Below are 22427 nucleotides of genomic sequence, written 5' to 3' on the forward strand. Positions count from 1 at the left end.
GACAGAAGATCAACAAATTAAAACTACACAGCAAGTTATAAACAGCATATATTTTGGTCAGCTTAAGTGCTTACATGACTTCATTATTGATTTTTAACCGCTTCCAGTGACTGCGATTTTGGGACCAAATGGCAGTGGCAAATCTACGATTTTACATGCGTTAGCAAGTGTATATCAGCCCAAAGATGTTGGTGAAAATAGAAAATTCAATGATTTTTTTCCTAGAAGTCCTGATGCAGAATGGAATGGTAGCAATTTAATTATCACTCACTCTTATCGTCGCGGTACTGAAACAAAAAACAAAGAGGAGGAAGCTTTCGGTAAAGCAGATGAAAATGGATCTCGATGGACTAAAATATACGCTAGGTGCCCATTTCGAGAGATTTATTACATTGGAATAGATAGCTGTGTGCCCATGATAAAGTCCGGGAAAGTAAAGGGGTCATCTAAAATAAATTATGTTACAACTGTTTTGGAAGGAGCACAGGAAAATAATTTGCTTGAGAAAGCCTCTGATGTTCTGAATAAAAAATATAAAAAAATAAATGAGAATAAACTAGTTAATGGTAAAAAGTTGATTGGTGTTTAAACAGAAGGTGTAACATATTCTGCGTATAGTATGAGTGCAGGGGAACAAAAGGTTTTCTTTATATTAGATAAAGTTTTTTCAGCAGGTAAATATTCATTAATATTAATAGATGAAATAGATCTTCTCCTGCATGACAAAGCCTTAAAAAATCTAATTACAACTATTAATGAGAGGGCTATTGAAAAAATCTACAAATAATTTTCACAACACATAGGGAGATGATTATTTCACTTTCCCACATCGTGAATATTAGGCATGTTGTCAACGTTGACGGAAGAACTCTATGCTTTAGTGAAAAAAACCTGATGCAATAAATAGATTAACGGGGGCGTCGGTAAAGAAAATAGAAGTTTTCGTGGAGGATGATTTTGCGGAGGGAATCCTACAAAACACAACAGGTAAAATGAAAGCCACTAAATATTTATCGGTTAACGCATATGGCGCTGCAATTAATGCTTTCACTATTCTATCTGGGCTTTTATTAAAGGGTGAGCCATGCGATGATATTTGCGTCGTTCTGGATGGCGATGAGTTTCGTACACCAGAAACTAAAGTTGAAAGAATTAATATGGCACTCACCGGTGAAGACGAAAAAGCGAAACGATTGAGGAGATTGGCAGGAAGTAAATCCTACAATTTAATCTCCCTGATGGCCATAATCCAGAGTCATATGTTCATTCGCTTTTGTGCTCTGATTTAATAAAGGATTTAAAAGAAGAAGAAGCTGAAATTATCGAGGCAGCTAAAAAATAGAATTTGCTAAAGATAATCACAAATATATAGACAAAATTATAGATGAATTAGGTATTAACCGTGCAGTTGCTCTTAATAAAATCATTTCATTGGTTTCAAAACATCCGGGATGGGGGGAATTTATAGTACCCGTAGTCCACTGGATGACTCCAAGAGTGGAAGCCCTGAAAGAAAAATAACTCTGGATCTTGCCTTGGTCATACAAGAATGATTAACATGCTTACTTTCTTACCGTTGCTTTAAGCAACATGCCAATGTCCCAGTGATCTGAGAGGGGTGCCTTCGGGTGATCGCACTGCCAATGCCACCATAACCTGAGAGGTGGTGCCTTCGGGCGGTACCCCCGTCAACCTTTGAGAATGGGGATCGCTGTAAGGTCTCTTCTACTTCAATATGCTGATTTTACGCAATTACGGATGGCATATTGACTTTAGCAGAAAAAATTCTCTCTGAGATGCTTTGGAACTGATCTATCAGCAACAGTTAACCGATGAAATGATTGCAAAACCTTGTAAAAGGATCGCAGTTCGATCTAATATCTTTCCTGTTGTAACGTTGCGATAAGCAACATGCCAATGTCCCGGCAATCTGAGAGGGACGCCTTCGGGTGATTGCATGCCAAAACTGTCATGACCTGAGAGACGGTGCCTTCGGGCGGTAAACCCGTTAGCCTTTGAAAATGGGGATCGCGTTAACAGCGATAAAGGATATTACTTCACTGACAGCCTGCCTTTGGCAGCGCTTCGCGCAGACTGTTTAAGTCTGCCATCTTCGTTTCGTCTCGAATTTTTGACGACTGCATCCGTTGCAAACTTTGCGGCGTGGGGATGACCATTTGGCACATTTGGGCATCTTCCACGACAGCATTGAGAGCAGAGGAGCGCGGCGTCACTTGCGTTCGAGTGAAACGAGTACCAAGTGACGCGCGCAGCGCACAACCGGCAGCACTGACGTACTGCCACTTCAACAACATTTCTACCATCTGACCAACACGTAGTGACGGTTTTAAAACGCATAACAGATCGTTTAACTGTCATTCAGGTCATTAATCACTCACCAACTGTCTTATCAGCGGAAACATGTATGAAGACAACTTTTAAATTAGAGGAGGTAAATCAACACGACATCGATGGCGACACCAGGAAGCTGGTGTGTGGAGGTAGACTGATGTAAATCAGCCCGGCGTAAGCCGCGAACAGGTCTGAGACCTGGGGAGCCTCGCAAGAACTCAACATTTCGCCGCCCCGATGCACAGATGTCTGTTGAGACGCAGGAAGCGCAAAATTAACCGTGCCGTCGGGGTGAGATGTTTTTGACTGAAGTATCCGGGGAGCCGGTGAGTTAGGCATTCCGTTCACCGGGACGGAATGCCTAACTCACCTTGTGTCAATTTGGAGTGTTTATGGCGAAATTAAATAAAAGCCTGGTCACACTTGCTCGCCAGGCGGGAGGCAGTTTTAAGACCGTTTCCGACAGAATGAAAATAGCCGATCGTTTGGCAGACCGTTTATTAAAAATGAATATTCAGATCCGCGATGCCGGGAACTTGAAAACACAGCATATTACTCTTTACATAGAAAGCCGGCTTTCAGAGGACATATCCAAACGTACGTTGCAAAATGAAATGGCGGCAATCCGGGCGATACTTCGTACTGCGGGTAAAACGTTTATGGCTAATCCAGAGCATGAGAAATTAAGCAACGCTGCGTTAGGTATTTCAGGCACCAGTCGAGATGGTACTAAAGTCGCCATTCCTGATGATGTATATAAAGAAACTCTTGATAAAATCCGTGAAGTTGATGCGGGGGCTGCGATCGCTATGGAATTATCGCGACATCTTGGTTTGCGTACGGAGGAAACGATGCAATCGGTTAAGTCATTAATGACCTGGCAAAAGGCCCTTCAGAGTGATATTGAAAAAGTCAGGATAGTTTTCGGCACGAAAGGGGGGCGACCTCGCGACACGACAATTATTGACCGCCAGACTTTGCTTGGCGTCGTAAATAACGCAATACGCTTTATAAAAAATAACAACGGGAAATTGATTGATAAAGCGGGGATCCACCTTGCCATTGAGCGATATCGCAATATTGTCAGAGATGCCGGTCTTGTGGGTAAATATGCCCCGCACAGTTTGCGATATGCTTATTCAATAGATGCAATGAAATACCATTTAGAAAAGGGATTTAGCCAGAAAGAAGCTGAAGCATTAGTTTCCATGGATTTAGGTCATGGGGACGGTCGGGGGCATTACGTGACTCGTGTTTATAACAAGGTAGATAGCGATTAAGATGGACCAGCGGGAGCATTTGAACAAAGATTTACGGTTTCGCGCTATTGCTGGCCTGGTATACCCCCGATAAGAGGGTTGCGGTATCTTTTCTATCAAAACTCATGCAGGCCGGGACAATTGAGAATTTTGTTTTGAGAATGGATTTTGAGTATCGTAACATGTTGATATTACAATATGAACAGAGACGCAGTTTAGGTTCTCACAAATCCTCGTTTTAGTAGCGCCAATGGTTGGCAGTTATCGCAGTTACCCGGTCGTTACCCAAACCGTAAGTTTCTGCGCTAATGCTCCCGCTGATCCAAGATAATAGGTTATGTGAACTGGAATGAATGATTCTGGCCCATGTCGGGCCAGAATTCATTTTAGAGTATGACTGGGACTGGTACCGGGATGCGCGGCTGTATTTCAACAAGACGTGAGTCGGAATGTAGGATACCGGAAAATATTTCCGGAGTTTTTGGTGACTCAAGTGAGACTACAAATGCGTAGCGAATGCTCGCGGCTTTCGAACCTGTAATTTGATCGCCACCTTCACGAGCCATATAATGAATTTCAAAGCAAGGGCGAATCAATTTATCACCAATCTTATTTAGATCTGCGCTCAGTACCGATTCCCATTTCCCCGCGTCGGCACGCAGTTCAGCTTCAGTCGCGATGGATGTCTGTTTAAAGAAAGACTGGGTTTTTTCTGGGTCTGGCCTGAAAGTGATTTCCACGCCAGCGCGGGTGTACATCGACGTATCTTGCGGATCGACGGGACTTGAGAAACAGCAAGTAGCACGAATTTTTACTTTTCCTTTGATGCCTGATTCAGGGATTGGTAATGGCACGCGAAGATATTTCCCCGCAGCAAGTTCTCCCTGATAAAGGATACGAGCGGTACCCGGCGGAGATTCTATTATCTGGCTTATTGAATCAGGCACCTTTCCCCAGCCAACTTCTCCTTTTCCATGTTCAGCACGGTCAGCAGCATTAATTAATAGTGCTTTAATGGCGAGTGGTGAAATTTCATGGCCTAGAATGGCTCGAATGCCAACGGCGTAACGTAGTAAGAATGGTGCTGAAAAGCTGGTGCCACAAGTCGGCACAAGCTTGCCAAGATCGAGGTCGCTTGGGACGTGGAAGTATTGACGCGGTGTCCCCCCAAAAGCAACTAGATCGGGCTTCACCAGGCCAGGCGAGCGTCCAGGGCCTACGGCACTGTAAGATGCTCGCTTCCAGCCGGTTTCAACCTGATCTGTGGCTCCCACTGATAGCGCGTTCACGCAGTCTGATGGCACTTGGATACGGTTAAGACCCAGAGAACTTTCACTGTCGCCATTATTACCCGCTGCGATGGTGAGGAAGGTGTCCCCGTCAGCAAGATAAATATCAATGAGGGATGTCCATGGATGAATTTCGTCGTCGTCTATCGGCAAAGCCGGGCCAAGACTTAGGTTCAGAAATTCATACTGGCGGGAAAGTAGAATGTCTTCCAGATGTGACAACGTCCGGTAAAGCTCAAACGGATCTTCTGTGCCAATGTTGCTATCGAGGATGCGGTGGTGATCAACATAGGAATAAGGCCGACTCGCCTTTTCTCCCGGCCATAGCGGGCCGAAGAGAAAAGCTGATGTCACACCTAAGCCATGTGAAGGGCCATCAGGGTGATCACTAGCACTGGCATCGGCGTGGGTATAATTGGTTACCCAAGGCTCCAAAACGTGACTTGCTGGCAATCCACCATCTAATATAGCGACGCGAATGTCAGAAGCATAGGGCTGAACGTCGGGCAGATTTATATTTGCTCCTACAGGCATTCCCCTTGTGATTGGCCGAAATGAACGCATGGCAGGCAGTGGCCTTATAACACGCAGGAATGAAAATTTCGCAAGACGTGGCAGGCACTCTTCATCACCGGCTATTGGCATAAACCAGAGGTTGCCCACCTCGATGGCCATGCTATCTTTGACGTCAAATCCCAGCTCACCGGCATAGTTGATGAAGGAGGTTTTAATGAAGTCATTGCCCCCAACTGGCATCAACTGTAGGCCAACTTCCCAAAATCCTTTGTAAGCATCAGTGTTGTGTTTAATTTTATCGGCAATGTCAGGCTCGGTAACACTCCAGACACGAAACAGATCGGATGCCCCCCGACTATCTTCTGTGAAATAATTTAACTCTTGGCTGAACTCAGTCAGTCGGTAACGCTTGCCTGCGACAAAAATCTTTGTGGTTGGCGACTTAGCAGGTGGACCATTACGCGTCCAGCGATCGGGCAGGATTTCAACACCTTTGCTGCCGATTGAACTGACTGCCATTTCCTTAAAAAGGGTTCGAGGAAAATGTCCTTTTGCAATGTAAGACGGGTGTAGAGTGATAGCGGCAACAGCAAAATCCTTTGGGCAGACCTCATCGTCGAGGTCGTTCAGTCTACTTACAGTCTTTTCGAACTGTGGAATCAATCTTTCCATCACTTCGGGGAAGGTGTATATCGGGTCTGATTTTGGATTAATTTTTGGCGGTGGCGTATGAGATGCCAGAACCTCTGCCTTGCCAATAATATAATTACGCTTTTCAGCCATTTATTATCTCCTTTGCTGTCAATCGCTTGCGGATTGTTTCCCTGCTTACATTAGCGATTTTTGCGGCTTTTTGCTGAGTGAGCCCATACTGACTAACCAATTTGACTGCAAAGCTAATTTTTTCTGCTTTAGTTTTGCTTCCTGCGTCAAAATCAAGCTGTGCAATCAGGTCAGTTTCAAAATGCTCTGGGCGAAGAATATGGAGTCGGCGCAGCTGTGAAATCTCGCGCTTGATGTTGCTGAAAGATTGCCCCCTAAAGCTTTCCTTTAGCAGGTCATACCAAGGTGCCAATACGACAAAATCATCACCAGCAAAGCGCTTAACGGCATCAGCTACCTGAGAATCATTTGGAAGTTTAAATGTCACTTCCAAATCAAACCTACGCCATAAGGCGGGATCCACCAAATCTGGGTGGTTAGTTGCAGCGATCAATAAACCGCTTACTGGCCAGTCTTCGAGCTCCTGCAACATAATGGTCACCAGTCGTTTGAGCTCACCTACATCAGACTCATCTGTGCGCTTTTTGGCAATCGCATCGATTTCATCAAGCAAAAGAATAGATGGGTGAGACTTAGCAAAATCAATAACGCTTCTAAGATTGCTGCCGGTTTTGCCTAGAAAACTACTCATCACAGTGGTTAGGTCTAAGGTGTAAAGTGGAAGTCCAAGCTTTTGCGAAAGCCATTGCGCAGTCATTGTTTTACCCACGCCAGGTGGCCCACTGAAAATTAGCGATTTAGTGGGGACAAGACCGTGCCGAACCAACAGAGCACTTTTTTCTCGTTCCAATAAAACGTGCTCGAGCTGACTCTTAACTTGACCTTGCAACAGAGGAGGTTCCCTGTTTTCTATTGCTGGTTGCATTTTTAGCAATGTCTGAGGTACTACATCGTCCGAAGCTGTGCCTGTGAACTCGAAGGAATGTGGCTCTTTTCTCATCACATTATGAGAGCGGGCAGGATGGAGTTTAAGTAGTTCCTCAACTTTTGAAGCAAGCAACGGATCACTTTTTCGAAGTGATCGTACATGCTTGGCAAGATAGAGCCTTAAATCCTTATCATTCCCTTCAAGAGATAGCTTGATAATACTGGCCAAATCGAGTTCCATTATAGCACCTTGGTCATTTATAAATTTAACTAATTGATATTTATAGGTAAAAATAAATATTTCTTGTGGCGATTTATAGTCATTTTTATCATTATAGACATAGTGGTTCAGGTTGTCAGTAGATACTGGTTTTTCTTACAGTGTGACTGCCACACTTACAGGTAAAAGAGATTACGGCTGTGTAGGTGGAGTTTCGAAAATAGTTGACGCCAAATAGTCAGTCCTAATGTGTACTAATGCTGTAAATCAGCCGCAGCGAGTTTTCTTTTAGCAGATACTATTGCCGGAGATGCACGTATTGTGTACGATTAATTTGCTTACGTTGTCTCTGACAACTGCCAATGTTCCGGTGATTTGAGAGGAACGCTTTCGGGTAATCACATGCCAATGCCATCACAACCTGAGAGATGGCGCTTTCGGGCGGTTCAAACCTGTTAACCTTTGAAAACAGGGACCCTGGCGGTTAAGGTCCATTCAACCCACTTCTTGATTTATCTACATTCCCACGGGACAACGCTTCCCCTCATGTGAGGATGAATTTCCGGATCGTACCTGGCAAATTATCCATGTTGCAGAGCTTTAGGTGAGACCTGTGAGCTGAATTTGATAACAGAGTATCTCTTTCAGCGTTACGTCTCCGAGGTGATACTTATCGGTCTCAGCGTTGATGAATGCGCCTTGAATTATTGATTCAGGCATGGCTTCAATAATACCCAACAGCAAATGGCCGAACTGAGCTGCCGTTTTGACTGAATTACCTTGATTAATCAACTCACTTACCGGAGGGATCTTCCCTTCCGGGGAGGTCTCCACCTAATTTTCAGGAGGCATGATGATCCGCTTTACCTCAACGCAACTCCGTCCAGTTTTATCTCAAAAGGGAGGGATGCAACGCCTTCTGATATGTGTTGGATCAGGTTATTCGGCTTGACTCAACGCGCGCAAAATCTGTTGATCGCAAGTTGTTCGACAACGCGGTGCGCCGCGTACGTGACTGCATCCGTCAGGTCATGTTGGACGGTTCCGTACGGTATACCTAATGTTTGAAGAACTTATTGTCGAAACCGACAGTGTGCTCCTTTTCGCCGAGCTTGGCGTCATCGGTGGCATACAACACCAAAAGCTATCCCTGAGCCGTCAGATGGCGCAGGTGGCTTGACCTTAATACGACGGCTGCGGTCGTCGTCGTCCCCCTGAGGGCATCTTCCTCAGGGGGATGCCCTCTTTTCATTTCCAACCGTAAAGAGGAGTACAACAATGTTTCCATGGTGCCAAAACCGTCTGGAAATTACCGGCAAGTCAGTCTGCATCGACGTGATGCAGTCATGGATTGCCGGCACGGAAACCCCGCTGTACCGCCATGCCATCCGGCAGGCAACAAAGCTTTTTCTGGCCGGTTGTGCCGGGATATTGAAGCCTGTGAAGGCGGTGGATTACGCGCCTTATCCGATGATGACCGCATCAGGCACGGGCGCACCGACTTCCCCTAACCAGGCGTTCCAGCACTTTGTTGAGTTGTTGGAGCAGGACGCCTGGCTTGACAGCAAGACGCTCGCCCGAATGGAGAAGATCTGGGTACAGGCCGGCATTGATGCGCTGAAGTGGGAAAATATCCCTTCTTCAGCGCGGCAGGTCATGGCTCAACTGATGGCTGTGCACTATACCGACTGGTTCGGCGTGGCCGCTGCAAGCGGCAGGTTCGATCCGCAAGAGCGTTGGGAAGGGTTCAACGTCATGCCGGAGACGACTTGCCCGTGTGACATGTTGATGGTGATGCCATCACGCCTGGCAACGGAGCTCAACGGCGAGAGTGGCCTGTTTAAGGGACTCAACACCACGTCAGAACTGTATGTACAGCTCTTCGGTGTAGAGTTTCCGGCAGGCCATCAGGCCAGTTGGTGTCGCGAGGACGTCGGCTCACTGACATTGACCTTGTCATCCCCATGGTATCCGCCATCAGGTGAGGTCATGGGGGAAATGTCGCAGCTGTTTGACTGTGAAATCCGCCATTACTGGATTTCACCAGAGGCAGGCTTATCAGGCTACAGCTGTTTTGACCAGGGAGACCACGTCGACAGCGGGCCGTATCCGGCAGAGGTACTGCGACAGACCACCGCCGGCGAGGGTGCCCGAATGTATCTGGTGACGCCCGAGGCCTCGCCTGTTCCTACTGTGACCACTGCACATTACAGCAACATCCGCGTTTAGCGCTGACAGAAAGCCGAACATTCGGCTTCATTCACCGGCTGCAGCGAAAGCTGTGGCCGTTTTTTCACCCCACAAGGGAAACATCGTTTCCCTTGTGGACGCGTGTTTCCTTTTTTAACAGGAAACACTTATGAAAAATGCTATCAACCATGAAAAGGCCTTCATTTCTCTTTTTAACCAGACAGCCCGTTATTATCACCGTCATCAGGTCTTTGAGGACTTCATCAGTTGCAGCGTTATCGCATTGCAAAACGGTCTGCATTTCTGCGACAAACGTGAGCAGAAATATATGCGCATTGTAGCCAGATACCAAAAGCCGGATGTATCGAACTTGGCGCAGTTGCTGGGGCATGTTGTTAATGGCCTGGAAGAGGCTCCGGGAGATTTTCTCGGGCGCGTCTTCATGCAGTTGGAGCTTGGCGACAAATACCGTGGCCAGTTTTTCACCCCGTGGAGCGTGAGCCTGATGATGGCTCAATTGCAGCTCGGCAACGTTGGGGAACAGTTCAGTGACAAAGCCTTTATTACTCTGTCAGAACCCGCCTGTGGCGCGGGCTGCATGACGCTGGCCTTTGCCAGCGTGCTGCGGGAGGCAGGCTATTCTCCTCACCGTCACCTTTGGGTATCGGCAACTGATATCGATCCGCTGGCGGCTGGGATGGCCTATATACAGCTTTCGCTGTGTGGAGTCGCTGGAGAAGTGGTCATCGGGAATTCACTCAGTGATGAGCGACGGCGTGTCCTGTATACGCCAGCACACCACTGGGGAGGATGGTCACTGCGCCTGAACACACATTTTAACACTGCTGTTGCAGTCTGAAATCAGACTCGAACGCCAGGCAGGCCGTTACTACGGCCTGCTTTATTTATGGTGCACCGGGCATGGCACGTAGCGCCCTGACAGGCGCTGCCTGACGAACATACCGTTAGGTATAAATCAATTGTTCAAATGATGGCAATCGACTAAATAAAGAGAAATCAGTATTCAACTGTATTAGTCGCGACTTGATCTGACACATGACCTTGAAAGGTTGAGAGTTACCGGTTTTGATATGAGTCGCCTTTCACAATAACAAAGCCATGATTTCCAAATTCAGATTCTACTACTTCGACACAGTTATCTTTTAATCAAAACGTGAAGACAAGCTGCGCCGCTGCGCCATAGCTGCGATGGGTGCCGGCCATGCCGGTCAAATCTAGATGGACGACATCGAAGGGGGAGATCCCTATGCCGGCAGTGAACATGTTGTGGTCACTGTTGCGCATATTGGCGCGATAGCCAGCACGCAGTTGTGCCCAGTTCCAGGCGTTGAGTTCGGCACCCACACCGGCATACCGGGCTTTTTCATCCGAGGAAAAGCCGCTGGCCGGGGTCAGGTCAATGTCTGTCGCCAGTGTGATGAAGCCGTTGCTCCATGCCGTGCCAGCGGTTGCCTGCGGGCGTATCTGAAAGGTGTCTTTCAGACTGTTAACCTCGCGGGTCTCCACGTTCCGTGAGACCAGGTTCTGCCCGGTCAGGCCCACCGCCCATTCCGGTGTCAGTTGCGCGGAGAAGCCGACGTCCACGTTGCCGCCGCTTTCGGAGTGCTTCCATTCGCCGCTGTGAAACTCAGAGGGGCTGTAATGGCTAATGGACACGTTGTAGTTCCACGTATCTACGCGCTGAAGTTTTGGCGTGATACCCACGGACATCGGTGTACTGACAAGGGTGAACGGATGTGCCAGCGCCAGACCATATTCACTGACCAGCGCGGCCACACCCTCAGCGCGTGACGTCAGTGGGTTAAGATTATCCTGAGTGGGAGAGAGAATGCCGGTCTGCGCGGCATCGAGATAGGCAAGGTCATGGCTGGTAACCAGCGCGCGTGCTTTTGCCTGTCCCCAGCCTTTTACGACCAGGGCAAAGGGCAGCGTGTCATTTGGGATGGCAATCACCGTAGATACGCCCGCGCTGGCGCGGCCGCTGTGGCCAGAAACGTCCAGCAGGGCTTTCTTGAGGGGGGTGGCCTGTGCTGAGCTGTTACCGCTGTCTGCCGGATCACTGAACCGGCTCCAGGTGTCCTTCACCTGGTTCAGTCCGTCCTGCAGGTTATCCGGATCGCTGACGTGTACGCCCACACCCGGCAGAATGACGCCCACGTGGTCGTGGGTATTGTGACGGGTCATCAGCGCGGGGTTGACCAGCGCTGCTGCAGCATACCCGGATGATGCCACACCGGTGCCCCCCATGGCATCGTTACGCGCTTCCGTCCAGGTAGTGGCGGCATGCAAGGCTGGAACGGAAGTGGTTACCAGAGCCAGAGTGAGACTGCGTGTAATCATGGTAATGTTCATCATTTATTTCCTTTCGGTAGTGATGTTTTCAGGCAAAATAAATCCCTGATGCTGACGCACCAATAAATCTGGATGTTAGGTTTTATGTTTAAAAATGGATGTCTTTCTTACTTTATATGGCGGCTTATTTTATTACGGTAGTCTTCCCATTCCGGTGACAGATAAAACTCGCTGTTCACAATACCTTTCATGTCGTCCACGCCCCAACAGTGAACTCCTCCTCTATTTTCTGAAAAAACACAGTAATTGTTCAGTGCGATGAAAACAGAAACAGGTATTTCACGGCCGTCGGCAAGCGTTGAGAAAAGGTGTTCGGGAGCCAGCAGGGTATTGACAGCACCCAGCCGTGCCGCCTTTCTCATTGTTTCACAGAAAGCCAGAAACGCATCTGTGCTTTTATTCTCTGCCTTTGCATTGCGCATGACGCCGGTGAAATCAATCACCCGGAGGTTAATTCCGTTGACCTTCTTCAGGCGGCTGATGCAGACAATAATATCGTCCTTGTGGCTGATAGTTCCGCACGTTGGCGGGGGGCTTTCCCGGCGCACCAGGTTTATGGTGGGAGCGGTTACGTCGCTGGCCGAAAAAAGCGGGTCAGCCACCTCGGACCAACGGGTCAGCATGACCGGCCTCACTGGATGGTCATCGGTGCCGTCAAGCCAGTCCGGGGAGACGCCAAACGAGGCGGCGATATGACCGATAACTGGCGTGGTCAGGTAATCCAGCGTGCGCTCCCGGCTCTCCAGCACGCTAACCCCCATGTTCATATCAGCCAGGAGCGTAGCCACGTTTGTCAGGCTCAGCCTGTGTGCGTCCATCAACTGCCAGAAGCGGTCATACATATGCGTAACGGTGGCTTGACGTGGGGTCAGTGTATGGAGCATGACCCCCTCGATCACCATGTTGACCAGCTCGGCGGCAGAAATCCCCAGATTGCGCGATACCCGCGTGATGAATTCCCGTACAGCGGGACGAAAGCGAATGGCCATTGGCGTGCCGCCAGTCTTTTTACCGTCGGAAAACTGACGGACCCGTTGCTGCGTTTCCGCATCCTGCTCCAGCGCAATACGTGAGAGAAGCGTTGTCATGTTTTTACGGTTCATAAAGCCCCTGGTGTTGGCTAATGCCATGATTAGATTTAAATCATGCTCATTTGTAGCCGCTGTGATTACGTTACCTGTGTCGGCGGCGCATGTATAACAGAGAAATTCGATCGTTCAGATCGATTACTCGCATGTATCCAGTGTGCAGCGTCACTGTTGCCGGTGACAGCCGAAATTATTTTCCCGCATCAGAAGAATAATTGCGTATCACCATCACGGGCCACTGCGTACGGGCAGGGCTGCGCCAGCGCCACTGTCTGAAGAGGATTTCCAACTGCATCACCGCCCTGGCTGCTGGGGAGAACGGGACGTTGAACACCCTGTGCCTGACCGGGCACGCGTTTTCCGTCAGGTGGGCCAGCAGTCGCCGCACACGGCTGCCGGTCAGCAGGTGAGAAGAGATAATAACGGTGTGGTTATCCGCCAGTGCTCGACAGGTTGAGGCATTGACGCTGCACCAGAACGCGTGGATCTGCTCAGGCGTCAGGTTCGTGGTGGGCTGCCAGGGGGCGAGATGTACCCACGCACGTCTGCGTCGGCGACTTATCAGCGTCAGCGAGGGGCGGAAGAGGCGCTCAGCCCGACCCAGCACGCGCAGTTGAAAGGGAAGGCTGAATATCAGCGGCCATACAATGAATAACCCGCCACGGGTGGACTGAGCGGTATAGACATGGCTGACAAGCCCGGAAAGGACGAACCAGAAGAGGAGGGCGGCCACGACAATGCACTGCTGCATGAGTCACTTCCTGATAGTGCGAAAAAATAAAATGAGGTTGGCAGGAGAGCATTCACGTCAGCATCTTGGCAGCCGGAAACTCTGAAGCGGTGCCTGAGATTTTATACAAGCGGGATTTGTAGAGCCGGCTGTTCCGGGTTTTCCGTTGCAAATCTGATGGAGGCTTTTAGCGTAACGTCATTTTATACGGGCAGAATGCCAACGGAGGTGAGCGTGCGTGGGCTGAACTGGTTAACAGGAAGAGGCGGACTGAACAGAAAGACAGGCGCTCAGGCGCAGCCTGAACACGCCCACGCGGTGTCTGATGAGGGATTTCGCCCGGCACGGGCGGGCGAATCGCTGTTACAGACGGAAGAGCGGCGACGTCTAATCCGGGTGCTGTTGGAGAACAGCCCGCTGTCACCGCAGGTGACCGAGGCCTGGTGGCTGCGTCCGCTGGAAGAGATGGCGGCGTGTGTACAGGATTGCCCGGCGGCATGGCATGGCCCGTACTCTGGCGCTGGGGGATTTACCGACCTGAGCCTGCACGTGGCGGCGAGTGCGGTGAGGCGGGTGCGTGGCATGATGCTGCCACCGGGCTCGACACCCGAAGAGCAGGCTGAACAGATACCCGGCTGGGCCTGTGCGGTTTACTGGGCCGGGTTGCTTCACAATCTGGAGTGGCTGGCGCAGGTGGAGGGCGCGCTAAAAGGTGGAGGGCGGTGGTATCCGGGTCTGAGCGTGCCCGGAGGAATATGGCGGGTGCGGCCAAAGGCACCGGGAGCCGGGACGCAGAGTGGGATGTATATGGCAGTCAGGCTGCTACCGGAGGCGGGGCTGATATGGTTGCAGCGCTGGCCCGTTCTGTCTGACAGCCTGCTGATGTTTCTGTCCGGACGTCGTGCTGAAGCAGGGATGCTGAGCAGCATTATCAGCGAAGCGCGAAATGGGTGTGGCATGCCTGTTACTGCGGTTTTATCTGCGCCGTCCCCTCACGCGAGCGTGCATGCGGGGCCAGAAAATGACCTCATCACCCCAAAATTATATGAAACTGATGCGCCGCCATTGTCCAGTGACAGCAGTGCTTTGGCACCTCTAGGGCCAATTATTTCTGACGCATCACCCTATACTCCCACCCCGGAAAATGAAGCGCCTCCAGCGGTAGCGATGAAATTTCAACCGCCACTGACACTGGCGTCAGCGTTGTCAAATGATGAGGTAGCCGCCCCCGCAGACAATGACAGTCCTCCCGTTGATGGGCAGACGGGGGAGTCCTCTACCGGAAGTCTCCTGTCAATGCTGGATCTGATGGCAGAAGGAAAGCCGCTTACGCCATCTGATGCAGTCGCCGGGGTAATGAAAAACGGGGGAGTGGAAACAGGCATTGGTGAATTGTTTCTGGCCTGGCTGCAGGACAGCATTGAGGACGGTACGTTGTCCATCAATGAGAAGGACAGCGTGCTGCACGTCCTGGCACAGTTTGTTTTTCTGGTATCCCCAGCCTGTTTTTACCGCTACATCGCAACGGCAGGCGACGGTGTGGCAGATGATAAAGACAGGCTGCAAAAAAGTTTTGAGTCTCTGGGCGTACATCATTCACGAAATGGTAAGGGGCTGTTTCATTACCATCAATACGACACACCAGATAAAAGCGGTCGTTTTACCAAAGTGTCAGGCTACATGATCAACGCTGACATTATTTTTAAAAAAGGGTGCTGTCCGGCGGACAGTATATGGCTTTCAGCGAAAAAATAATGCTCTTTGCATGAGTGAATAAACCGAGGTCTTTATGATGGATTGTGTTTCATTTTATGATGTTCTGGATGATTATTTCTTCAGTAAAACCCTGCGGGATGCAACCGAATGGAGTTACAAAAAGGTTCTCAGGTCTTTCCTCATTTTTGCAGGGGAGAATATCCCTCCAGAGGGTGTGGATGATAAACTGGTATTGAACTGGCGTCGGCATGTAATTAATGAGGAAGGATTAACCAGGATTACATGGAATAATAAACTTACCCACATGCGCGCAATATTTAATTTCGCCATAGCTGAAGGGTATGTTTCACACAAGAAAAACCCATTCAATGGCAAAGTGGCCCGTCCAGATGTGAAACGTAAAAAAACCCTGACCGATGAGCAGATCAAAAAGATATATCTGCTGATGGAAGCGAGGGAGGCTGATGAACTCATTGGAATGATAGAAATACGTAAATCTGCACTGCGGCCAGCCTGGTTCTGGTTAACCGTGCTTGATGCACTGCGCAGGACAGGGATGAGACAAAATCAGCTCCTTCATATCCGTCTTTGCGACGTTAATTTAACTCATAACTGGATAAATCTGCGTCCGGAGGGGGCAAAAAATCACCGTGAACATCTTGTTCCCATTACCAGACACCTCCGGCCACGACTGGAAAGGCTGTATAACCGATCAATTGAGCTGGGAGCAAAAATGGAGGATCAGCTGTTCAATCTATCTCGTTTCGACGGACGTAAGATAGAAACTAGCGCAAATATGGATCATCCACCGTTAAGGGCTTTTTTCAGGCGTCTATCCAACGAGTGCGGGTTTGTGGTAAGTCCTCATCGATTCCGGCATACGATTGCCACAAACCTGATGAGCCTGCCCGAACGAAATCTTAAGATGGCTCAGGATCTGCTGGGGCATTCCACTCCTGCAGTTACACTCCAGTACGTACAGAGCGACATTAATAAGGTTAGAAGTTTGCTTGAACAAATCGATGCAGCCTAGGGATAAAGTGATTTAATCCTTTACAAAGGATTGACATAGAGATGATCTGAGGGTAAACACATTTATGATGTGTATTTAATGGACGTGAGAAGTCTGGAGGATGGACGTAACATCCTCCAGACTTTACAGTCCCGTGTTCAACTATGGTGCGGTAAGCAAACTACCAACATCATGCTGGGGACCACTGTCATGCCCGTTAGGGATCTCATCCCCTAACGACCAGGCTCTGAAGATGGTGCCCGGACTCGGAATCGAACCAAGGACACGGGGATTTTCAATCCCCTGCTCTACCGACTGAGCTATCCGGGCAACGGGGCGCATTAAACCGTATTGGCCGGGAAGCGTCAACGGTTTTATGTGCTAAAAGTGTAAAAATGCATACGGTTGCTGGTTTTTCAGTCAAAGAGCGTATGAATCACCGCTTTGGCCTGTCAGCATGATCCGTTCTCTCCGCTTAGCGCGCTGTTTCTGCGGTACTGCGCCCCATTTGCAAGATATATTCGGCCAGCCGTTTGGCGGCCAATACGTCTAGGATCTGGTGCTTTACCCACAGTTTTTTCAGGCAGCATTTCTATCTGCTGTGCTACCGTATCGGTGTCCATTTCGCGCAGCAGGCCGCTAGCCTCATGCTGTATCTTTGCGTTGCATTCTGCTTCTTTCCATTCGGTTCCGTACTTATTGCCCCGTTTTTTGCAAATGTGCGTTGAACGTTGGTGCATCCATAAATCCGGTAATTCGCTGGTCGGCCAGCTCTTGGCCAGTACCGTTAAAGAACAAAATAGTTGGTAACCCAATGACTCGCAGGCGTTTCAGCAACGCTGCTTGTTCGGCGTTATTGGCGGTCACGTTTGCTTGTAGCAATACCACGTTGGCCAGCTTAGCCTGTACTGCTGCATCGCTGAAGGTATATTTCTCGAACTCTTTGCAGGCTACACACCAGTCGGCGTATAGATCCAGCATCACTGGTTTGCCCTGTGCCTGTTGCAGTGCCACCTCAAGTTGCTTGATGCTATTGATGTGGGTGAAGTTCAGGTGAGCCTGATGAACTTTCTGCGTGTTGTCAGCGCCGAAGACCCAATCCTGTAACGGTCTGGCGGTGATCACGGTTGCTGCCAACAGCAGGAGTTGCAGTGCCTGCACCCAGCCGCGTGAGGCTTTTAGGCTCAGGGTGAACGCCCAGCCGAAGAACGCCAGGCCGAGTAGGCTCCACAGGCGTAGTCCCCATACATCGCCGAGCACTCGTTCCATCAGGAATACAGGCAGCGCTAAGATCACAAAGCCGAAGCCCTCTTTCACATACTGCATCCACGGCCCGCTACGTGGCAGCAGGTGGTTACCGAATAGGGTGACGATCACCAGTGGAATCCCCATTCCGAGCGCGTACAAATACAGTGTGCCGCCGCCGGCCCACATGTTACCGCTTTGAGCGATATACAACAGGATGGCACTGAGCGGAGCGGTGGTGCAGGGAGAACAAATCAAGCCAGCTAGCGCGCCCATTAGGAACACACCGGTCAACGAGCCACCACGCTGGGTGTTGCTCCAGTTTGCCAGCCGGGTTTGCAGCGCAGAGGGTAGTTGCAACGAATACAACCCGAACATGGATAACGCTAAAGTGAAAAACAACACCGATAGGCCGATCAGCACGTAAGGGTGTTGCAGCGCAGCCTGAAATTGTAGCCCAGCAGCCGCGACCACCAGGCCCAACAGGGTATAGGTCAACGCCATGCCCTGCACATATACCACCGCCAGTGCCAGAATGCGCCCGCTATTGTGCGGTCTTTCGTAGCCAAGAATGATGCCGGAAATTAGTGGGTACATCGGTAGTACACAGGGGGTGAAAGCGATGCCGATGCCGATCAACAGTGCCCACAGCGGCGAGAACGGCAGGCTGGCCGGTTCTGTTTGAGCAGCGAGCGGCAAAGCAGTGACGGCATCCAGTGGGATAAGCCGTGTTTCCGGCGGATAGCAGAAGCCAGCTTCTGCACAGCCCTGATAGGTGACGCTCAGGCTGGCATTGGATGCCGCCTGCTTTAGTGGAATGCTTAGGTTAAGCTGTTGTTTGAAAATGGCGACTTCCCCAAAGAACTCATCCTTATGGCTTAGCCCTTCTGGCAGTGTGAAAGCCCCCAGCGTTACCTGCTGAGGCACCAGTTTGATTTGCTGGCGATAGAGATAATAGCCGGGGCGAATTTGCCAGTTAAGAGTCAGTTGGCGATCCTGCTGCTTAAAATCGAAGGCAAAAGCTTGATCAACGGGAACGAACTGGTTACCGCCATTTTGGCCGAACAACGAAGCTTGCGCCGCCTGCGGCAAAAAAAATAGGCTGCAAAGCAGCAAAATCAGTTTAATAATATGTTGATCCATAAAGGTAATCTTTATCTCCGGCTATCGACGGCAGCACCAGTAGTTCGGATGTCTGGTACAGGCGATGTAGTTTAGGGGGCAGAGTCAGGCGTCTTGATGGCGATGATCGCGTTTGAATAACATCCGCACGTCGTATTTTTGCTCCAGTTCCCCGCCTTTACATCGTGCGGCAACGCGATGCAGGCATTCAGCACCACTGGTACCGCCAGTTGCTGAGCGTTGGCTTGGTCGGATGCGCTACAGAGTATGGTGACAGCTTCGCAATCTGGCATCTTCAGCCCTCTCATGGGATTGTGTGAGCACTATAACTTGAAGAGAGATTAGCTAGAAGCCAAGTTTATTCCCCGTGGGGAAATTGGGCCGCAGTGCTGCTGAACACCAAGCGCACAGGCACCTAGCAGCGAACTCAATACTGTCCAGCCTGGCACCTATTATATGACCATGAGAATAAATGAGGATTGAGCGTTAATTTTTGTGGGCGTAGGAAAATAAAAGGCACGCTATCTAGCAGATTTAGCATGCCTTTTGGGCTACCAGCCTTTTCTGTTATTATTCATTTTCCTCTGTACAGCGTTTGGCTTTATATGCCGGGTGCATCAAGTTCTCCACAGAGAAGATGTCATCTAGCTCGGCTTTGGTCAGCAGGCCGCGTTCCAGTACCACCTCGCGCACACTTTTGCCGGTTTCGGCGCAGATTTTCCTGTAGTGGCACACTGAATTTGGCCACCTGAACAGAGGTGATATGCTCACCTCAGGACATTACAGGTGCTTCAATGAAAAAAAGAAATTTCAGTGCAGAGTTCAAACGCGAATCCGCTCAACTGGTCGTTGACCAGAACTACACCGTGGCAGATGCAGCCAGTGCTATGGATGTCGGCCTTTCCACAATGACGCGATGGGTGAAGCAGTTGCGTGATGAGCGGCAGGGAAAAATACCTAAAGCCTCTCCCATTACTCCTGAACAAATTGAAATACGTGAGCTGAGGAAAAAAATACAACGTATTGAAATGGAAAACGAAATATTAAAAAAGGCTACCGCGCTCTTGATGTCAGACTCCCTGAACAGTTCTCGATAATCGGGAAACTCAGAGCGCATTATCCGGTGGTCACACTCTGCCACGTGTTCGGGGTTCATCGCAGCAGCTACAAATACTGGAAAAACCGTCCTGAAAAACCAGATGGCAGACGAGCTGTATTACGCAGCCAGGTACTGGAACTGCATAGCGTCAGCCATGGCTCTGCTGGCGCAAGGAGTATCTCAACTATGGCAACCATGAAGGGCTTCAGGATGGGACGATGGCTCGCCGGCAGGCTCATGAAAGAGCTGGGGCTGGTCAGTTGTCAACAGCCCACTCATCGGTATAAATGCGGTGGCCTTGAACACATCGCTATCCCGAATCACCTTGAGCGGCAGTTCGCAGTGACAGAGCCTAATCAGGTGTGGTGTGGCGATGTGACCTATATCTGGACAGGCAGGCGCTGGGCCTACCTCGCCGTTGTTCTCGACCTGTTCGCGAGAAAACCGGTGGGCTGGGCAATGTCGTTCTCACCGGACAGCAGGCTGACCATCAAAGCGCTGGAGATGGCGTGGGAGGCCCGGGGAAAACCAGCCGGAGTGATGTTCCACAGCGATCAGGGCAGCCATTACACAAGCAGACAGTTCCGGCAGTCACTGTGGAGGTATCGGATCAGACAGAGTATGAGTCGGCGTGGAAACTGCTGGGATAATAGCCCAATGGAGCGCTTCTTCAGGAGTCTGAAGAACGAATGGGTACCGGTGACGGGTTACATAAACTTCAGCGATGCAGCCCACGCAATAACGGACTATATCGTTGGGTATTACAGCGCGCTCAGGCCGCATGAATATAACGGTGGGTTACCACCAAACGAATCGGAAAACCGATACTGGAAAAACTCTAACGCGGTGGCCAGTTTTAGTTGACCACTACATGTTCAGCGAAGTACCCGCACCGCCTTGGAATACGTCTACCGGGAACTGATCCATGCATTTACCCTTGTCTAGCACTTCGTTACAGGCTTGGATGATGGTATCGGCGATGTTGCGTGGAATGGTTTTGAGTTCTTTATTCGCCATCGCTACCGCTTTTTTCACCATTACCATGCCACGGACAAACTCAGGAACATCGCTGATATTACTGTTGCTGATATAAAAATTTTCAATTGCACGCAGAGTGTGAATACCATAGTAGACTTCTGCGGGTACTTCTCGTTTCCCTAATAGGTCTTCTTCGATACGAATGTTGTTTGACATGAGAACCTTCTCTAATGATGTTGTTGAATTAATTATTTTCAGGCCAAAGGCTATTGAGATGCCGCCTAAATTTATGTTGCTAGGAGCTTTGGGAATGAAACGATTGACCACTACGCCCATCGTAGTCCAGCATCATATGTTGGATAGGAATAAATGACTAAAGCCAGATCACCTTATGAGGCTTATAAAATCATGCTTTTCTTGTTCTGTGATCCCTTTCACGTTTGCTAACCTGAGTAATGAAAAAAGGTTGTTAGTTGAAATGGGCAGCGGATATCCCAATTGTATCAATCAGTCTTGTACAGCCGCCCTTTTCGCTTAGGCACCTCAGAGCGGTTGCGCTCTATTTATCGATAGGAGAACCAGGTGCGCTGGTTACCAATACTGCTAATATTTCTGCTGGCTTATATAGAAATATCCTTATTTATCAATATTGCTGATGTACTTGGTGTGGCTTTTACCTTGTTGCTGGTGATCTTCACCTCTTGCGTTGGCATTTCGCTGATGCGCAACCAAGGTATGAGAACCTTCGTACAAATACAGCAAAAGTTGTCTGCTGGTGAAAGCCCAGCGCTGGACATGGTGAGAAGTGTCTCGCTGGTGATCGCTGGCTTCTTGCTGATGATCCCGGGCTTTTTTACCGATTTTCTCGGCCTGCTATTGCTGCTGCCACCGGTACAGAAATTGCTGACGCTGAGGCTGATGCCACATCTGTCCGTTTACCGTTTTGGCGGTTTGGGGCCAGGTGGTAACGCCGCCACTGGCAGCACCTTTGATGGCGAATTCCAGCGCAAAGGCGACGAGCGCTATATGCTGGAGCAGCGGCCAGATGATCACGACAAGCATAATGATTGCTAAAAAATGCGGCTTAAACCGCGTTTTTTGTTTCAGTTGCTAAGGATGATCCTTAAAAGCGAAAATTTTTTTGATCGACCCCTTGAAGGGGGATGGAATGCCCCCATCTCAAATCCCACGTTGCCGGTGATAACAATAAACCCGGTGAACAACCCTAGATCCGATAGAAACCTTCTTACTTACAGGAGAGCGTTCAATGAGTATTCGTCCATTGCATGACCGTGTTATCGTCAAGCGCAAAGAAGTTGAGTCAAAATCTGCTGGCGGCATTGTTCTGACTGGCTCTGCAGCGGGTAAATCTACTCGTGGTGAAGTGGTAGCAGTTGGGAAAGGACGTGTGTTGGAAAGCGGAAACGTCCAACCGTTGGATGTGAAGGTTGGCGATACTGTGATTTTCAATGATGGCTACGGTGTGAAAGTAGAAAAGATCGACAATCAAGACGTGTTGATCATGTCCGAAAGCGACATTCTGGCAATTGTTGAAGCGTAATTGCGCTTTATCTTCTGAACTGAACGA

At 49.5% G+C, this 22427-nt stretch carries 20 protein-coding genes, 1 tRNA gene and 2 pseudogenes; 11 read left to right on the top strand and 12 right to left on the bottom strand.

Annotated features, from left to right (window positions below; translation table 11 throughout):
• Positions 1 to 106 precede the first annotated feature (106 nt).
• The 3 genes from SYMBAF_RS17455 to SYMBAF_RS01960 all read left to right on the top strand — a co-directional run bounded on the left by SYMBAF_RS17455 (position 107) and on the right by SYMBAF_RS01960 (position 1289).
• Complete coding sequence (locus SYMBAF_RS17455) at positions 107 to 589, top strand: AAA family ATPase (protein ID WP_226019898.1); 483 nt, start codon at positions 107 to 109, stop codon at positions 587 to 589.
• A gap of 30 nt (positions 590 to 619) precedes the next feature.
• Positions 620 to 787, top strand: coding sequence for an ATP-binding protein (locus SYMBAF_RS17460; RefSeq protein WP_226019899.1), 168 nt, complete (start codon positions 620 to 622; stop codon positions 785 to 787).
• Positions 788 to 944: 157 nt separating this feature from the next.
• Positions 945 to 1289: a hypothetical protein gene (locus SYMBAF_RS01960; RefSeq protein WP_082026892.1), complete on the top strand. Its 345-nt coding sequence runs from the start codon at positions 945 to 947 to the stop codon at positions 1287 to 1289.
• Positions 1290 to 2057: 768 nt separating this feature from the next.
• On the opposite strand, the gene SYMBAF_RS01965 is transcribed toward SYMBAF_RS01960, so the two are convergent.
• Positions 2058 to 2315, bottom strand: coding sequence for a hypothetical protein (locus SYMBAF_RS01965; RefSeq protein WP_040264659.1), 258 nt, complete (start codon positions 2313 to 2315; stop codon positions 2058 to 2060).
• A gap of 429 nt (positions 2316 to 2744) precedes the next feature.
• Between SYMBAF_RS01965 and SYMBAF_RS01970 the strand changes: the two genes are divergently transcribed.
• Complete coding sequence (locus SYMBAF_RS01970) at positions 2745 to 3632, top strand: integrase domain-containing protein (RefSeq protein ID WP_040264660.1); 888 nt, start codon at positions 2745 to 2747, stop codon at positions 3630 to 3632.
• 365 nt (positions 3633 to 3997) lie between these two features.
• Here the strand turns inward: SYMBAF_RS01970 and SYMBAF_RS01975 are convergent, their stop codons facing one another.
• The 3 genes from SYMBAF_RS01975 to SYMBAF_RS01985 form a co-directional block, all read right to left on the bottom strand.
• Positions 3998 to 6199 (bottom strand): S8 family peptidase, encoded by a 2202-nt coding sequence (locus tag SYMBAF_RS01975; RefSeq protein WP_040264661.1) that lies wholly within the window; start codon positions 6197 to 6199, stop codon positions 3998 to 4000.
• Positions 6192 to 7307 carry an AAA family ATPase gene (locus SYMBAF_RS01980; RefSeq protein ID WP_040264662.1) on the bottom strand — a complete coding sequence of 372 codons (1116 nt, stop codon included), beginning with the start codon at positions 7305 to 7307 and terminating at the stop codon, positions 6192 to 6194. Before SYMBAF_RS01980 ends, SYMBAF_RS01975 begins: the two co-directional genes overlap by 8 nt.
• 579 nt (positions 7308 to 7886) lie before the next feature.
• Positions 7887 to 8120, bottom strand: coding sequence for a hypothetical protein (locus SYMBAF_RS01985; protein ID WP_040264663.1), 234 nt, complete (start codon positions 8118 to 8120; stop codon positions 7887 to 7889).
• 444 nt (positions 8121 to 8564) lie between these two features.
• On the opposite strand from SYMBAF_RS01985, the gene SYMBAF_RS01990 reads away from it, so the two are divergent.
• On the top strand, positions 8565 to 9515 hold the full coding sequence (locus tag SYMBAF_RS01990; protein WP_040264664.1) for a DUF1281 domain-containing protein: 951 nt from the start codon (positions 8565 to 8567) through the stop codon (positions 9513 to 9515).
• 130 nt (positions 9516 to 9645) lie between these two features.
• A complete protein-coding gene (locus SYMBAF_RS01995) occupies positions 9646 to 10335 on the top strand; it encodes an N-6 DNA methylase (RefSeq protein ID WP_040264665.1) in 690 nt (229 codons plus the stop codon).
• A gap of 308 nt (positions 10336 to 10643) precedes the next feature.
• Here SYMBAF_RS01995 and SYMBAF_RS02000 read toward each other — a convergent pair whose 3' ends face one another.
• From SYMBAF_RS02000 to SYMBAF_RS02010, 3 genes are all read right to left on the bottom strand, one after another.
• Positions 10644 to 11852 carry a conjugal transfer protein TraF gene (locus tag SYMBAF_RS02000; protein ID WP_082026893.1) on the bottom strand — a complete coding sequence of 403 codons (1209 nt, stop codon included), beginning with the start codon at positions 11850 to 11852 and terminating at the stop codon, positions 10644 to 10646.
• A 104-nt stretch (positions 11853 to 11956) separates the two neighbouring features.
• Positions 11957 to 12952, bottom strand: coding sequence for a hypothetical protein (locus SYMBAF_RS02005; protein WP_040264667.1), 996 nt, complete (start codon positions 12950 to 12952; stop codon positions 11957 to 11959).
• Positions 12953 to 13127: 175 nt separating this feature from the next.
• Positions 13128 to 13688, bottom strand: coding sequence for a hypothetical protein (locus tag SYMBAF_RS02010; protein ID WP_040264668.1), 561 nt, complete (start codon positions 13686 to 13688; stop codon positions 13128 to 13130).
• A gap of 213 nt (positions 13689 to 13901) precedes the next feature.
• Between SYMBAF_RS02010 and SYMBAF_RS02015 the strand changes: the two genes are divergently transcribed.
• Together SYMBAF_RS02015 and SYMBAF_RS02020 are read left to right on the top strand one after the other, a co-directional pair.
• Positions 13902 to 15422 carry a TraI domain-containing protein gene (locus SYMBAF_RS02015; RefSeq protein ID WP_040264722.1) on the top strand — a complete coding sequence of 507 codons (1521 nt, stop codon included), beginning with the start codon at positions 13902 to 13904 and terminating at the stop codon, positions 15420 to 15422.
• A gap of 37 nt (positions 15423 to 15459) precedes the next feature.
• Positions 15460 to 16416, top strand: a complete 957-nt coding sequence (locus SYMBAF_RS02020) for a tyrosine-type recombinase/integrase (RefSeq protein ID WP_419789506.1) — start codon at positions 15460 to 15462, stop codon at positions 16414 to 16416.
• Between the two features lie 233 nt (positions 16417 to 16649).
• Here the strand turns inward: SYMBAF_RS02020 and SYMBAF_RS02025 are convergent.
• The 4 genes and pseudogenes from SYMBAF_RS02025 to aspA all read right to left on the bottom strand — a co-directional run.
• Positions 16650 to 16725: transfer RNA gene (locus SYMBAF_RS02025), tRNA-Phe, on the bottom strand.
• Positions 16726 to 17091: 366 nt separating this feature from the next.
• Positions 17092 to 18783: a protein-disulfide reductase DsbD gene (locus tag SYMBAF_RS02030; RefSeq protein WP_040264671.1), complete on the bottom strand. Its 1692-nt coding sequence runs from the start codon at positions 18781 to 18783 to the stop codon at positions 17092 to 17094.
• A gap of 71 nt (positions 18784 to 18854) precedes the next feature.
• Positions 18855 to 19055 (bottom strand): divalent-cation tolerance protein CutA, encoded by a 201-nt coding sequence (locus SYMBAF_RS02035; RefSeq protein ID WP_006708884.1) that lies wholly within the window; start codon positions 19053 to 19055, stop codon positions 18855 to 18857.
• Positions 19056 to 19332: 277 nt separating this feature from the next.
• A pseudogene (gene aspA, locus SYMBAF_RS02040) lies at positions 19333 to 19482 on the bottom strand (aspartate ammonia-lyase); the annotation flags it as partial.
• 74 nt (positions 19483 to 19556) lie between these two features.
• Here aspA and SYMBAF_RS02045 point away from each other — a divergent pair.
• A protein-coding gene (locus SYMBAF_RS02045; protein ID WP_152609075.1) for an IS3 family transposase occupies positions 19557 to 20725 on the top strand; the annotation gives its coding sequence in 2 pieces (ribosomal slippage) (positions 19557 to 19806 and positions 19806 to 20725; 1170 coding nt in all).
• A gap of 6 nt (positions 20726 to 20731) precedes the next feature.
• Here SYMBAF_RS02045 and SYMBAF_RS02050 read toward each other — a convergent pair.
• Positions 20732 to 21055 (bottom strand): annotated as a pseudogene (locus SYMBAF_RS02050) (lyase family protein); the annotation flags it as partial.
• A 366-nt stretch (positions 21056 to 21421) separates the two neighbouring features.
• Between SYMBAF_RS02050 and SYMBAF_RS02055 the strand changes: the two are divergent.
• Positions 21422 to 21913: an FxsA family protein gene (locus tag SYMBAF_RS02055; RefSeq protein WP_040264673.1), complete on the top strand. Its 492-nt coding sequence runs from the start codon at positions 21422 to 21424 to the stop codon at positions 21911 to 21913.
• 193 nt (positions 21914 to 22106) lie between these two features.
• Complete coding sequence (locus SYMBAF_RS02060) at positions 22107 to 22400, top strand: co-chaperone GroES (RefSeq protein WP_006708881.1); 294 nt, start codon at positions 22107 to 22109, stop codon at positions 22398 to 22400.
• The last annotated feature ends 27 nt before the right edge of the window (positions 22401 to 22427 follow it).

This window comes from Serratia symbiotica, from assembly GCF_000821185.2.
GTDB classification, from domain to species: Bacteria; Pseudomonadota; Gammaproteobacteria; order Enterobacterales; family Enterobacteriaceae; genus Serratia; species Serratia symbiotica.

Bases quoted from the DNA above. Each gene is read 5' to 3' on its own strand.
- SYMBAF_RS17460 (WP_226019899.1), top strand. From the start codon at position 620: ATGAGTGCAGGGGAACAAAAGGTTTTCTTTATATTAGATAAAGTTTTT.
- SYMBAF_RS01965 (WP_040264659.1), bottom strand. From the start codon at position 2,315: ATGTTGTTGAAGTGGCAGTACGTCAGTGCTGCCGGTTGTGCGCTGCGC.
- SYMBAF_RS01970 (WP_040264660.1), top strand. From the start codon at position 2,745: ATGGCGAAATTAAATAAAAGCCTGGTCACACTTGCTCGCCAGGCGGGA.
- SYMBAF_RS01975 (WP_040264661.1), bottom strand. From the start codon at position 6,199: ATGGCTGAAAAGCGTAATTATATTATTGGCAAGGCAGAGGTTCTGGCA.
- SYMBAF_RS01980 (WP_040264662.1), bottom strand. From the start codon at position 7,307: ATGGAACTCGATTTGGCCAGTATTATCAAGCTATCTCTTGAAGGGAAT.
- SYMBAF_RS01990 (WP_040264664.1), top strand. From the start codon at position 8,565: ATGTTTCCATGGTGCCAAAACCGTCTGGAAATTACCGGCAAGTCAGTC.
- SYMBAF_RS01995 (WP_040264665.1), top strand. From the start codon at position 9,646: ATGAAAAATGCTATCAACCATGAAAAGGCCTTCATTTCTCTTTTTAAC.
- SYMBAF_RS02000 (WP_082026893.1), bottom strand. From the start codon at position 11,852: ATGATGAACATTACCATGATTACACGCAGTCTCACTCTGGCTCTGGTA.
- SYMBAF_RS02005 (WP_040264667.1), bottom strand. From the start codon at position 12,952: ATGAACCGTAAAAACATGACAACGCTTCTCTCACGTATTGCGCTGGAG.
- SYMBAF_RS02010 (WP_040264668.1), bottom strand. From the start codon at position 13,688: ATGCAGCAGTGCATTGTCGTGGCCGCCCTCCTCTTCTGGTTCGTCCTT.
- SYMBAF_RS02020 (WP_419789506.1), top strand. From the start codon at position 15,460: ATGGATTGTGTTTCATTTTATGATGTTCTGGATGATTATTTCTTCAGT.
- SYMBAF_RS02030 (WP_040264671.1), bottom strand. From the start codon at position 18,783: ATGGATCAACATATTATTAAACTGATTTTGCTGCTTTGCAGCCTATTT.
- SYMBAF_RS02035 (WP_006708884.1), bottom strand. From the start codon at position 19,055: ATGCCAGATTGCGAAGCTGTCACCATACTCTGTAGCGCATCCGACCAA.
- SYMBAF_RS02060 (WP_006708881.1), top strand. From the start codon at position 22,107: ATGAGTATTCGTCCATTGCATGACCGTGTTATCGTCAAGCGCAAAGAA.